The following is a 12,584-nucleotide window of genomic DNA, read 5'->3' on the forward strand; positions in this document are numbered from 1 at the left end:
GATACTTTAATCTATCTTGTTAGTGGCTATCAACATGTTATGTCACATATTTGTCTGTTTTTTCTCGAAAAATAATAGCTTGTCTTAGGGAGAATTCAGTGAGGTTAAATCGAAGAGACGTTAGATACTCGGTGTAGATACGCCGGTGACCTTCGGTTTCAGGGACGAAACCGCAGAGCGGCCAAGGATGGCGCACAGCGTGTCACAGGCGTATCTGCACATCCCTCGCCGGGCAGGCATTAGATAGCTATGAAGGTTCGCCCAACAAATCATCTCCCCAATAACCGTTAGGCTAGACACCAAACAAAATGCCCAGCCTTCATTGCAAGGCTACTCGTGCCCCCATGGCGCTGGCGGTAACTCAACTGGCTGAGTCAAATCAAACGTCACCTTAAAGTCACGGTTCTCCCGAGTGAGGCGGTAGATAAACTGGGTGTCGGTGATCCCCACGTGCCACACATTAGTGATCGATTGGGAGAGACCATTCTGTTTGAAGTTGTCGATAGAATAGGCATCGACAGGGAAAGATTGCAGCTCGACGCTGCCGCCATCCTGGGTATCGCCACCATACATGGTGACCTTGTCTTCGCTGCCATCTTGATGTCTGTGATCGTGCTTGAGGCGCAGCCCTGTGTCCGTCTTAGTGATCACCCAGGTGCGAGAGCGATCCTCTCCCACATGAAACGGTACCTTAAGCTCACTGTCGCTGCACTCGCGTACATGCATCACCAAGCGCTTGCCCGAGAAAGCCGAGTCGGCGCTGTTGCCCGCCGTCACCTTGCCCTCAAAGGCCTGGCCACAATGGGCGGCTATCGCATCGAAAAACTGAGTCTGCTCGGTACTAGTGGCCATTGCGGGTGCGGCTAACATTAGGGAAACGCCGGCACCTAAGGATAGGAATATTGATATGGATTTAGCCATTTTATTTTTATGCTCCTTTGGATTGAGTATCCACACTAGCATGAAGAGATAAATTAAAACTGAATAAAACAGCCCCTAAAGGGCAGGTGATTTACAGGAGACCTATTTAACGACAGGTTAAGATTGGCTTACTTTTTGTCTCCGCTTGCTCTACTGACATAATAATGGAATCCACTGACCAGCGTGCGCATACACCTCGAATATCTGGACAAGAACTACGACAACCTAAACGATGATCGCGCCGTTACTCTCGGCTTCCGCTACGACTTCAACTTAAACTGGAAAGGCTAACCTTTAGCTGAAACAGATAATAGGACTGTTCAATCGCGATTGAGTCTCAAGTCTCAACCACTCCCTGGGGCCTTCAGCCTGAAGGCCTCTTTTAACCTCTCCACCACCAAGCTTGTCAGTATCGCAGTGTCATTAAGGCAATCAACCTGGACAACTGGCTGCTCCAGGTACGGCTGGCGGGCTAATGCAATCGAGCTTTCAATCAGCTGACAATCGAGGCGTCAATCGAACCAGGCGGAGGTCTTCTCTGCCGCCTGACGCTTCACTTCATCATTCACATACATGCTGACCATGGCTAGCGCGGCAGCTAAGGCGCCGAGATCGTCGGAGAATCCCACCACTGGGGTGAGATCGGGTATGGCATCCAGCGGCATAATAAAATAAGCCAGGGCGCCAAAGATAACCGACTTGGCCCACTTGGGAGTATCGGGCCTCTGCGCCGCATAGTAGAGGCACAGGGCGTTGTCTATCACCTCACGTCCGGCCTGCTTGGCAAACTGTTTGACCTTACGCCAAAAACTCTCATCGCTGTAACCATCGACCTTGGCCGCGTCATTTGAGTCGCTCATAAGAAGCTCCTGTACAATAAAAAAGGGAGTCATTAGATACTCCCCTTTTTTCATCGTTTTGACCAGCGGTGCTTTAGCGCTGATGTTTGGGCGTAGTGCCCCAAGCATTCTTCACAGGACGCTTGCCTGGCTTACCTGTGCTAGCTTTGCCGGCTCCGCCTTTACCTGCTGCTCCCGTCGACTTACCCTGAGGCTTAGCATTAGACTTGGTCTTACCTTGGCCATTGCCCTTACGCTCATCGAACTGGTTAACGCTGAAGCGAGTCACAGCCTTTTTGCCCGCTGGTGTCTTAGCTGTCTTGGCTCGATAGCCCTGACGTTCCTGGCGCGTCTCGGCTGGCACCAGACAATTCACTCCACCGCCGATAAGATGCTCTTTACCCATCTTGATGAGCGCTTCGCGGATCATTGGCCAACCTGCGGGGTCGTGATAACGCAGTAGCGCCTTGTGCAGCTTACGCTGACGGCCGCCTTTGGGTACTTCGACCGTTTCACTGCTGTGCTTGACGTTTTTAAGCGAGTTAAGCTCGGTGTGATATATGGTGGTCGCGTTGGCCATGGGCGACGGATAGAAGTTCTGCACCTGATCCAGCTTAAACTTCTCTCCCTTAAGCCAAAGCGCCAGGTTGACCATATCCTCATCCGTGGTGCCTGGGTGAGCCGAGATGAAATATGGGATCAGATACTGCTTCTTGCCCGCCTCGGCGGAATACTTGTCAAACAGTTCCTTAAACTTGTCGTAGGTCCCCATGCCCGGCTTCATCATCTTGTTCAGCGGGCCCTCTTCGGTATGCTCGGGGGCGATCTTCAAATACCCCCCCACATGATGACTGGCCAACTCCTTCACATAACGGGGATCTTCCGTCGCTAAATCGTAACGAACACCTGAGGCGATTAGCACCTTCTTGATGCCCGGCACATCACGGGCGGCGCGATAGAGATCGATTGTCGCCTGATGGTCGGTATCTAAGTGACCACAGATTGAGGGGAACACACAGGAGAGTCGGCGACAGGTACTCTCGGCCTTCACCGAAGTACAACCCAGTCGGTACATGTTGGCCGTCGGGCCGCCAAGATCCGAGATCACCCCGGTGAAACCTGGCACCTTGTCTTGAATATCTTTGATCTCTTTGATGATCGAATCTTGCGAGCGGCTCTGAATGATGCGGCCCTCATGCTCTGTAATAGAACAGAAAGAACATCCACCGAAACAGCCGCGCATTATGTTGATCGAGGTCTTGATCATGTCATAGGCGGGGATCTTCTCCTTGCCATAGACGGGATGCGGTACACGCTTGTAGGCCAGATCGAACACGCCGTCCATCTCGTCGGTATTGAGCGGCCAGGCCGGAGGATTGACCCAGATGGCACGTTCGGCATGGGGCTGAAACAGGGCGCGGGCACAGCCCGGATTCTGCTCCTGATGTAAAATGCGCGAAGCATGGGCATAGAGATACTTGTCGGCGGCAACCTTCTCATAGCTTGGCAGCAAGACATAGGTCTTCTCCCAAGGCTTGGGACGCGGCGGCTGCACCGAAATGGCTTTCGGCGCTTCGTTATCAAACACCTTAACGTCGCTAGGCCCAGAGAGATTTTGACAACCTACATCATCGGCGCCATAAGGGTTAGGAATAGGGTCTATCTTGTGCAGTTGATCTAACTTGCGCGAGTCCATCCCCTTCCAGCCGTAGAGGGGTTCTTTGCGGATCACTGTGGTGCCGCGTACATCGTGGATCTCGCTTATGGGTTCACCGGCAGCGAGGCGATGGGACAGTTCCACCAGCGGACGCTCGGCGTTGCCGTAAACCAAAATATCGGCCTTAGCGTCTAAGATCACCGAGCGGCGCACTTTATCAGACCAGTAGTCATAGTGGGCGATGCGGCGCAGGCTAGCCTCTATGCCGCCAATCACCACAGGCACCTGTTTATAGGCTTCTTTACAGCGCTGGGTATAGACTGTTACCGCGCGGTCAGGGCGCTTACCGCCCACATTACCTGCCGTGTAAGCATCGTCATGACGCAGACGGCGCTCGGCAGTGTAACGGTTGATCATCGAGTCCATGTTACCCGCGGTCACGCCGAAGTAGAGGTTGGGCTTACCCAACTTCATGAAATCCTCTTTGCTCGACCAGTCAGGCTGAGAGATGATGCCGACTCTAAAGCCCTGGGCCTCCAGCATACGGCCGATCACCGCCATGCCGAAGCTGGGATGATCTACATAGGCGTCACCCGTGACGATAATGATGTCACAGCTATCCCAGCCTAGCTTGGCCATCTCCTTACGAGACATGGGCAAGAAGGGAGCCGGTTTTTCATTGCGGCCCAAATACTTAGGATAGGTAAAGAGTGTGGATTCAACCTGCATGTATGATACTGCCTAACTTTCAAACCAAAGAGTAAGTGTAGTCGCCATGCAGCTCGGCGTAACGACCACTAAAAAGGAGGCGGAGTATAACAGTGAAACCTACTTAAGTGTGAACAAAAAAGCAGCAATAACGGCGATTTTCTAGGCGAACATAAAATAAAACAGATTCACCAACGCCAAAGCAAGGATCACTATCCAACTCAAGAGTACGCCCCAGAAACGACCAAAGTGATAGCCGCCGCGCCCCTGTGTCAGGCCAATGGCATGTAGGATACGCGCCACCAGCCATATTGTGCCCGCCCCGTGCAGATAGACGGCTGCCAGGCCGTTAAGTTCGGCCACCAGCAGTAACAAGAGCGCCATTGGGGCATTCTCGATAAGGTTGGCGTGTACTCGGTTGGCTAAGCGCAGTTCATCACTGCCACCTGAGCCCAGACCTATCTTGAGTCCGCGCCTTAGGCGCACCACCCGATAGGTGAAAAACACCGCCATGATAGCAGTGAGAGCAATATAAAATCCCGAAACGCTTACCGACATATGATTATCCTTTAATATTTGACCATACAACCCGCATGGCAACTTCCCACGCAAAACTCACTTAACCTAGCACAAAGCTTTCACCGCTGACCAATCAAAAAGCCATGAGGAGAACGATGAAAAACACCGCAGAATCTTGACCTTGACACAATTTGTACCGTTAAAAAATTTCCCAAGCTATTAACCTTTTTGGTACAAGATAGGTTAAGATGCGCTCGCTTAAGCATCACCCCCAGTTTTCATCATCATGGACTGTACAATTGGACAACGCAGAGTTTCTTGAAAAACGCAGATTTATCATAAAATTAGGTAAAGCACTGCACAAGTTTGGTACCCCTGCCTACCGCTTAGAGGCTCATCTGCAATCGATATCTAAAGTCTTAGGTATCGAGGGCTACTTTCTGATCTCCCCCACTTCCATGACCTTTGTGTTGCAGCATGATACGGATCAGGAATACAACCATATGGCCCGTGTCAGACCGGGCGAACTGGATCTGGGCTCACTGGCACGCACAGATGAACTCGTGGAAGAGGTGCTCTCGGGCAAGCGCACCCTGACCGAGGCGCTCGAGCGCCTCGAAGAGATTGCCAATAAACCTAATCCCTATGGCCCGCTACTTACCCTGCTGGCCTTTGGCAGTTCGGCTGGCGCCTTCGCCATGCTAATGGGCACCAGCTGGAACGATGTCTTCTGGTCAGCGATTCTCGGCTTCATGGTCTATGGGCTGGTGTACCGCGCCGAACGCTCAAAGCGTATGGCGGAAACCCTGGAGCCACTCGCGGCTATCCTATGTGCTATCGCAGCCTGCGGCATCGCCTATTTCGATCCATATATTAATATCCCAGTGGTGATCCTCTCGGGCATTATCGTCTTTATTCCTGGACTGGCACTTACCTTAGGGCTGGCAGAGCTGGCTGCACGGGATCTGATCTCGGGCACCGCCCGTATCATGGACGCCTCCATGTTGCTGTTTAAGCTCTATTTTGGAGCCATATTCGGCATGGTGATCGGCAACGCTATCTTTGGTGAGGCGATCTACTTTGAACCTGAGCCCCTGCCTCGCTGGGCCATCTGGTCGGCCGTGCCCATACTCTCAACCGCGCTGGTGATCATCTTTAAAGCCAGATTGAAAGACTCACCTTGGGGGATCTTTGCCGGCATCGTCGCATTTTTCTCAGCCATGCTCGCGGGAATTTATCTTGGCGAATCTATCGGCATCTTCTTCGGCGCCTTGGCGGTGGGGATTTACTCAAACCTCTATGCCCGTTGGATGAAGGCACCTGCGTCGATAGCCTTGCTCCAGGGGATAGTGATCTTGGTGCCCGGCAGTAAGACTTATATTGGCCTGAATACCCTGATCTTAGGTGAGACCATGTTGAATCAATCCCATATTGGCAGCCAGATCTTTCTGATCTTCATGTCATTGATCGCCGGGCTGATCTTTGCCAACGTGGCCGTACCGCCGCGACGCACCCTCTAAAAACATCACCCCGAGTTCTGATGCGGCCAATAGGGCTACATCAGAAATTGCTCAAGTAAAATCATCACCTTATTCTTGCCCGCACCTTGACTATTTGTCATTACAGGTGTGTTATTAAATTGTGTCTAGAATTTAATCTCTGCGTCCTTCTTAAAGATAACAAGCCAAGATAAGGATGATCATAATGCGAACAGGTGCGCGCCTCCTTCCTCTGCTCTGCTGCCTATGGGCCAGCGGTCTGATGGCGGCCGACAATCAGGAAATGACGCAAGCACCAACAGAGAATGAAACAGCATCATCCGAGCAAAAGCGCCCAATCAAAAAAATAGTAGTCGTGAGTAACGCCATCTTCGATGAATCAGATCCCGATGCCTTCTTTATTCATCGCTGGGCTAATTATCTGCACATTAATACCCTAGAATCGACAATACTCAACAAACTCAGCTTTGATGATACTGAAAAGGTTTCCCAAAAGGATCTGGATGAAGCGCAACGTATTCTGCGTTATGAGTCCTACATTCGCGATGCCAAAATTAGTTTCGCCCAGCGCGACCCTGATGCCACACAAGAAGAGATCGGCGAAGGTGAAACCGTATTGGTTGAGACCTGGGACAATTGGTCACTGCTTCCCACCTTTAGTGCCAGCCACAGTGGCGGCGAAAATAAGTTTTCCGTAGGGATCAAAGAAGACAACCTGCTGGGTCTAGGGGTGCGTACGCGCCTGAAATACACTTCCGATATCGATCGCACCGGCTATCAACTCGCCTTTCGCGTCCCTAGCGACTGGTTGGTGAAACACTCCACCTTCAGTGCCAACTTTTATGACAACAGTGATGGCCAGGCTACTATTTTAAATTTCACTAAGCCCTTCTACCGCCTTGATAGCAAAAATATGTATTCGGCGCACTTTATAGACGATCTACGCACAGATACCATAAGACAGAACGGCTTCGACATTAATGAATTTGAACATCAGGTCGAATACCTCAACGCCCAATATGGCTGGCGACTAAATAAGAAAGATAATTGGCGCTCACGCATCATAGTGGGAGTGACCCAAGATAAACACAGCTTCGACAATATCCCCTTGTACCCCAACAGTGAACTGCCACAAGACAGAGACTTCCTATACCCCTGGGTTGCCTATCAATTTATTGAAGATGACTATAGGGTGCTGAACAATATCTACCTGATTAACTACAACGAAGACATAAACTTAGGCTGGCAACACTATCTAAAATTCGGCATAGAGACTCAAGATACGGATAGCCATTCGTCACCGGGTTATCATTTCAACTGGTACTCCTCTCGGGGGTATAAAAGCGATGAGCAGTTAATCCTGCTGCGCATGGACGGCGAAGGAGTGTTAGCGACCAGTCAGCCCGACTATTTTAAGGTCAGCGCCACAGCCGAATATTTTTACAAGTTCAACCCCAAGTGGACCGCTTACTCCAAAATGCGGCTAAGTACATCTAAAAATAACTATCTAGACGCGCCGTTCGCCTTAGGGGATAACACTGGCGTACGAGGCTATCCCAACGACTACCAATATGGCGATAATCAATGGCTGATCAGCGCCGAAATCAGAAACTACCCCAACATCAACCTGTATCAATTGGCTGAGCTAGGCTGGGCCCTGTTTACCGATGTGGGTCAGGCAAGTGGCGGCCCTGATCATGACAATGAAGTATCGGGTCCTATCGGCAGCGTTGGCATCGGCGCCCGTATCTACTCCTCACGTTCCAGTTATGGCAGCGTCGCCCACATAGATCTCACTCTACCTTTTACCAGCGGCGCCGAGGTCAACAGATGGGAGTGGCGTTTACAGGTCAGAAGCCATTTCTAAGCCAAACAAGCATATCTCGGCCATGTGACTAAACTGATAACTAGCGTGACAACAAAGGTAGACCTCTCACCATGATCCCACCGGGAATAAAAATGCTATTTGTGATCATGCTGTTGCAGCTACCTTTTCACTCATGGAGTAACAGCAGCAATCTAAATATCGTCTACCATGACTTTGCCCCCTTTAGCTATCAAGACAATCAAGGTCAGGCACAAGGAATATTAGTCGAGCTTACCCAGGCGGTCTGTCAGCAATGGCCGGGGCAATGTGATATCGCAATTCGCCCCTATCGCCGGGCGATTCACCTGTTTGCCAGCGGCGAGGCTAAAGGGATCTTCCTCGGCTGGAATCGGGAGCGTGCCGAGACCATGTGGTTCTCCCTGCCTCTGGTGCAAACTGAATATGGCTTCTACACATTAAAGGACTTCCCGCTCACCCAACTGAGTCAGCTGGCTGGCAAGATAATCGGCGTCTATGGTCCCTCCAACACTTATAGCTCACTCATGCTGCAACAAGACAAGATCAAACGCCTGTCGCTGCCGCCCCTACTCACCGACATCTATCCCCAAGGAGACGACCTGCCGATGCGCATGCTCCAAAAACGTCGATTTGACGCCTACTATGTCAACAAGGATGTGGGCCGTTTCTACGCCAGGCAGATAGGCTTAAGCGAATTGCATTATCTCAGCGCCGACAGGGAAATATTATACTGCGTCGCCTTCAACAAGGCCGTCACCAACAGCGAAACGGTACGCCAGTTTAATCATCTGTTTGTTAAACTCTTGCAGCAGGGACGCCTGGATAAGATCTACCAGAAATATGAGATGCAACCGATACGGCTGCCAGAAGAGGACTTAGCCGCCAAGAGCATGCCCTATTGAGACATGACGACACGATAGGCCATAAACAAAAAGCCCGCCAACCAAATAGGCTAGCGGGCTTTCATAAAGAGGTTGAGTTGGCCGATAAGCCGGGTCCTGTCGTGGACAGTTATTCATCTAGGCCTGCAATCGCTCACAGGCTCAAGCGACCTACCCGGTTCCAACGCGAGCCACGCCATACGGAACCCTATTTGGTCTTGCTTCGGGTAGAGTTTACCTTGCTACGGACTGTTACCAGCCGCACGGTGCGCTCTTACCGCACCCTTTCACCCTTACCAATCCGAAGATTGGCGGTCTCCTCTCTGCTGCACTTGTCGTCGGTTCACACCGCCCAGGCGTTACCTGGTACCCTGCTCTATGAAGCCCGGACTTTCCTCCCCGTTCTTGCGAACGCAGCAACTGTCTGGCCAACTCGGCGCGGATTATAGCCTAATGCAGTGCGGCGCACCACCTTATATTGCCGCAAGCCAAGCGGCGACCAAGATAGCTAAGGATTAGAGATCCAGCTCAAGACCTAACTTATACAGGGCATTCTTCTTTAATCCATGGATCTGCGCCGCAAGTGCCGATGCCTTCTTAAGCGGCAGCTCCTGACTCAAGAGCTTAAGTGTCTCAAGAGCTTGGGCAGGCACGCCAGCATCCTCATCGGTTCGGTAGCCATGACACATGAGTACAATTTCGCCTTTTTGCTGATTGGCATCGGCAATCACTGTCGCCAGCACTTCGGCTGCGGGGCCAGAGAGGAAGGTCTCGAAAGTCTTGGTGACTTCTCGGGCCATCACTACCTGACGATCTTCACCCAGCGTCGCGACGATAGAGGTCAAGCTGTGGACTATGCGATGCGGCGACTCGTAGAAAATCAACGTGCGGGGATCTTCTTTTAGCTCGGTCAATTTATCGATGCGTCCCTTCTCTTTAGCGGGCAGAAAGCCTTCAAAAGAGAAACGGTCTGAGGGCAAACCCGAGGCGCTCAGCGCGGTTATAGCCGCGCAGGGACCCGGCAAGGGAACGACGTTAAAACCCGCCTCTCGTACCTGAGACACCAGATGATAACCTGGGTCGGAGATCAGCGGCGTACCCGCATCTGAGATCAAGGCGACCGATTCACCATTAGCCAGCTTTTGAATGATCCCCTGAGCCCTATCGCGCTCGTTATGATCATGCAGCGCCGTTTTACGAGTCTCGATCCCGAAATGGCTCAATAACTTACCGCTATGACGTGTGTCCTCGCAGGCGATAAGGGAAACCTGTTTTAAAACCTCTAAGGCGCGGCTGCTGATGTCTCCAAGATTACCAATTGGAGTAGGAACTATGTAAAATGCGACCGACAGGTCCATATCTACCTCTGTAATGATTGTCACAAGACTTTCGTCAGGCGTAAGAGAAGGTTAAACTACAGCCAGCATCTTACCAGAGTGAAGTCCTGTGTTAAAAAGACTGAATACAACTAAATTTATCTCCGCCGCTGTGTTGGCCACTGTATTATTCGGTTGTGCCACATCACCAGCGCCCGAAAAAGCACCCAGCACCCAAGTCTCTTTGGTGAATGTCACCCTAAGCCCGGCGCAATACCTGAGCGATGCCAGCCAGGCCTCGACACCTGAACAGAAAAACCGTTTGATGCTGCTGGCGGCTCACGCCTTTATTAATCAGGGTGATACAAGCAATGCAAGCAAAACGCTGACCGCCATTAAGCCGAATCTGGGTAACAAGCCCGAGATATTGGCCGAACACAAATACTTAACCGCCAGAGTGCTGGAGTTAACCTCCACCTATGATGATGCCCTGGCACAACTCGATTACCCGAGCCAGTGGCGACTCGCTAACTGGCAGATGGTCTCTTACCATCAACTAAAAGCGCGCCTCTATCAATATACCAAGCAACCGATAGAGCAAGCGAAAGAGCTCAGCCTGCTGAGCGCTTATCTGCCGAGTGCCGAGGCAAATCAGGTCAACGATGACATTTGGCGCATTTTGCAGCCCCTGCATGAACAGACACTACTGGCCTTCAGCCAAGATAACAGCAACCCAGTGTTTACCGGGTGGTTGCAGCTGGCCTATATCGCTAAACATTATGCCATAGATCCCCAGCTATTAGTGCAGCAATTGGGTAACTGGCAACAGGATAACCCTGGTCACCCTGGTGCCAAGAAGCTACCGACGGATCTGGAGCGCGCGTTAAATACCAAGCCATACAAACCTAAGAATATTGCTGTGCTGCTGCCACTTACCGGGCCAAGGGCAGCCATTGCCGATACTGTCAAGCAGGGGATCATCTCTAGCTATCTGACCAATCCAGACGATACAGTATCGGTCAACTTTTTCGATTCAGCCCAGGGCGCAGAAGTCGCTCAGCAGCAAGCGATAGCCGCCGGCGCCGACTTCATCATAGGCCCCTTACTGCAATCTGAGGTCGAAACGCTATTAAAAGCTGAGGCAGCCGCGAGCCAGTCGGCCGATGGGGCCGCGCAGCCAACGCTACAACAGGTTAAGGTGCCACAGCTGTTTCTCAATCATGTGGACGATGTTGTCGCCACCAATGACCAGTTCTTCTTTGCGCTCTCTCCTACAGATGAAGCCCTAGATGCCGCGCAGAAACTCTATAATGACGGTGTCGAAAAGCCACTGCTGCTTGCCAGCAACGACAGCGTTGGTCGTCGTATGGCCGAGGCCTTCAACACTAAGTGGCAGGCACTCACTCAGGAAGAGGCCGAGATTCACTATTACGATCGCGGCGATCAGATGAAGGTGACGGTGCAGAAGTCGCTGGGCGTTATCGACAGTAAAGAGCGAATCGCCCGTATCAAGGCTCTGCTGGGCAATAAGATAGAGGCCGACTTTAGATCTCGCCGTGATATCGATGCCATCTATATGATCGCCAGCAGCCAGGATTTGCAGCTACTCAAGCCTTTTATCGACGTGAACTTCAGTGTATTTGCCGAGCCAGTACCGCTGTACACCACCAGCCGCAGCCGTTTAGAGAGCCAATCGCGCGCCGCTGCTCAGGAGCTGAACAACCTGACCATCAGTGATATTCCCTGGCTTATCGAGACTAACGCCGAAACTGCCGAGGTCGCTAGTCTCTGGCCAAGCTGGGGCAATAGCCAGAAGCGCCTCTATGTGATGGGATTCGATGCCCTGCAACTGGTGAGTAAGCTGGCGCAGATGCGTGCCCTACCGGGTTATCAGTATTCGGGTCGCAGCGGCCTGCTTTCTGTCCTGCCCGATGGTACGATCAACCGTCAGCTGAGCTGGGGCCGTTACCAAAGAGGCAATTTGAAGCCCCTATGACGGATGCAGAGCACCTCACCAGAGGCCAGCAGGCAGAAGACAACGCCCTGGCCTATTTGGAACAACAGGGGCTCACGCTGGTCGAACGTAACGTACGCTACTCATTTGGTGAAATAGACCTCATAATGCGCGAAGGTCAAAAATGGATTTTTATTGAGGTAAAATACCGCCAATCGAAACAATTTGGCGGAGCAATACAGGCCGTCAGCCGAGGCAAAATAGCCAGGCTTAACCGCGCGGCGAGCCATTATATGCAACTCAAACAGATAGATGCCCAGTGCCGCTTCGATCTCGTGGCCATAGATGGCAATGACATTCAGTGGATCACCAATGCATTTTAGTGATCGATAGCCGCCACAACGCAAGTAAAGGCTTGTTAAACAGATTTATTTTTGAAGGATA

At 51.6% G+C, this 12,584-nt stretch carries 10 protein-coding genes and 1 other RNA gene; 5 read left to right on the forward strand and 6 right to left on the reverse strand.

Going from position 1 to position 12,584, the window contains the following annotated elements:
- Positions 1–330 precede the first annotated feature (330 nt).
- The 4 genes from NY07_RS16195 to NY07_RS16210 all read right to left on the reverse strand — a co-directional run bounded on the left by NY07_RS16195 (position 331) and on the right by NY07_RS16210 (position 4,683).
- Positions 331–870, reverse strand: coding sequence for a hypothetical protein (locus NY07_RS16195; protein WP_140946848.1), 540 nt, complete (start codon positions 868–870; stop codon positions 331–333).
- Between the two features lie 563 nt (positions 871–1,433).
- Positions 1,434–1,781: a YkvA family protein gene (locus NY07_RS16200; RefSeq protein WP_033540401.1), complete on the reverse strand. Its 348-nt coding sequence runs from the start codon at positions 1,779–1,781 to the stop codon at positions 1,434–1,436.
- Between the two features lie 73 nt (positions 1,782–1,854).
- Positions 1,855–4,146: a YgiQ family radical SAM protein gene (locus NY07_RS16205; RefSeq protein ID WP_033540402.1), complete on the reverse strand. Its 2,292-nt coding sequence runs from the start codon at positions 4,144–4,146 to the stop codon at positions 1,855–1,857.
- 141 nt (positions 4,147–4,287) lie between these two features.
- Entirely contained in the window at positions 4,288–4,683 is a 396-nt protein-coding gene (locus tag NY07_RS16210; RefSeq protein ID WP_033540403.1) for an MAPEG family protein, read from the reverse strand.
- Positions 4,684–4,943: 260 nt separating this feature from the next.
- Between NY07_RS16210 and NY07_RS16215 the strand changes: the two genes are divergently transcribed.
- The 3 genes from NY07_RS16215 to NY07_RS16225 all read left to right on the forward strand — a co-directional run bounded on the left by NY07_RS16215 (position 4,944) and on the right by NY07_RS16225 (position 8,891).
- On the forward strand, positions 4,944–6,164 hold the full coding sequence (locus NY07_RS16215; RefSeq protein ID WP_033540404.1) for a threonine/serine ThrE exporter family protein: 1,221 nt from the start codon (positions 4,944–4,946) through the stop codon (positions 6,162–6,164).
- A gap of 184 nt (positions 6,165–6,348) precedes the next feature.
- Positions 6,349–8,010 carry a ShlB/FhaC/HecB family hemolysin secretion/activation protein gene (locus tag NY07_RS16220; RefSeq protein WP_033540405.1) on the forward strand — a complete coding sequence of 554 codons (1,662 nt, stop codon included), beginning with the start codon at positions 6,349–6,351 and terminating at the stop codon, positions 8,008–8,010.
- 92 nt (positions 8,011–8,102) lie between these two features.
- On the forward strand, positions 8,103–8,891 hold the full coding sequence (locus NY07_RS16225; protein WP_033540406.1) for a substrate-binding periplasmic protein: 789 nt from the start codon (positions 8,103–8,105) through the stop codon (positions 8,889–8,891).
- Between the two features lie 69 nt (positions 8,892–8,960).
- Here NY07_RS16225 and rnpB read toward each other — a convergent pair.
- An RNA gene (gene rnpB / locus NY07_RS19065) (RNase P RNA component class A) lies at positions 8,961–9,306 on the reverse strand.
- A gap of 79 nt (positions 9,307–9,385) precedes the next feature.
- On the reverse strand, positions 9,386–10,228 hold the full coding sequence (gene rsmI / locus NY07_RS16230) for a 16S rRNA (cytidine(1402)-2'-O)-methyltransferase (RefSeq protein WP_033540407.1): 843 nt from the start codon (positions 10,226–10,228) through the stop codon (positions 9,386–9,388).
- An 88-nt stretch (positions 10,229–10,316) separates the two neighbouring features.
- Between rsmI and NY07_RS16235 the strand changes: the two genes are divergently transcribed.
- Both NY07_RS16235 and NY07_RS16240 read left to right on the forward strand, forming a co-directional pair.
- Positions 10,317–12,182, forward strand: a complete 1,866-nt coding sequence (locus tag NY07_RS16235; RefSeq protein ID WP_033540408.1) for a penicillin-binding protein activator — start codon at positions 10,317–10,319, stop codon at positions 12,180–12,182.
- Complete coding sequence (locus NY07_RS16240) at positions 12,179–12,523, forward strand: YraN family protein (protein WP_033540409.1); 345 nt, start codon at positions 12,179–12,181, stop codon at positions 12,521–12,523. Before NY07_RS16235 ends, NY07_RS16240 begins: the two co-directional genes overlap by 4 nt.
- Positions 12,524–12,584: the final 61 nt, after the last annotated feature.

Source organism: Shewanella sp. ECSMB14101 (genome assembly GCF_000773485.1).
GTDB lineage: Bacteria > Pseudomonadota > Gammaproteobacteria > Enterobacterales > Shewanellaceae > Shewanella > Shewanella marisflavi.

Excerpts from the sequence above, each read along its gene's own strand:
- NY07_RS16225 (WP_033540406.1), top strand. The coding sequence starts at position 8,103 with ATGCTATTTGTGATCATGCTGTTGCAGCTACCTTTTCACTCATGGAGT.
- NY07_RS16205 (WP_033540402.1), bottom strand. The coding sequence starts at position 4,146 with ATGCAGGTTGAATCCACACTCTTTACCTATCCTAAGTATTTGGGCCGC.
- NY07_RS16210 (WP_033540403.1), bottom strand. The coding sequence starts at position 4,683 with ATGTCGGTAAGCGTTTCGGGATTTTATATTGCTCTCACTGCTATCATG.
- NY07_RS16240 (WP_033540409.1), top strand. The coding sequence starts at position 12,179 with ATGACGGATGCAGAGCACCTCACCAGAGGCCAGCAGGCAGAAGACAAC.
- rsmI (WP_033540407.1), bottom strand. The coding sequence starts at position 10,228 with ATGGACCTGTCGGTCGCATTTTACATAGTTCCTACTCCAATTGGTAAT.
- NY07_RS16195 (WP_140946848.1), bottom strand. The coding sequence starts at position 870 with ATGTTAGCCGCACCCGCAATGGCCACTAGTACCGAGCAGACTCAGTTT.
- NY07_RS16220 (WP_033540405.1), top strand. The coding sequence starts at position 6,349 with ATGCGAACAGGTGCGCGCCTCCTTCCTCTGCTCTGCTGCCTATGGGCC.
- NY07_RS16200 (WP_033540401.1), bottom strand. The coding sequence starts at position 1,781 with ATGAGCGACTCAAATGACGCGGCCAAGGTCGATGGTTACAGCGATGAG.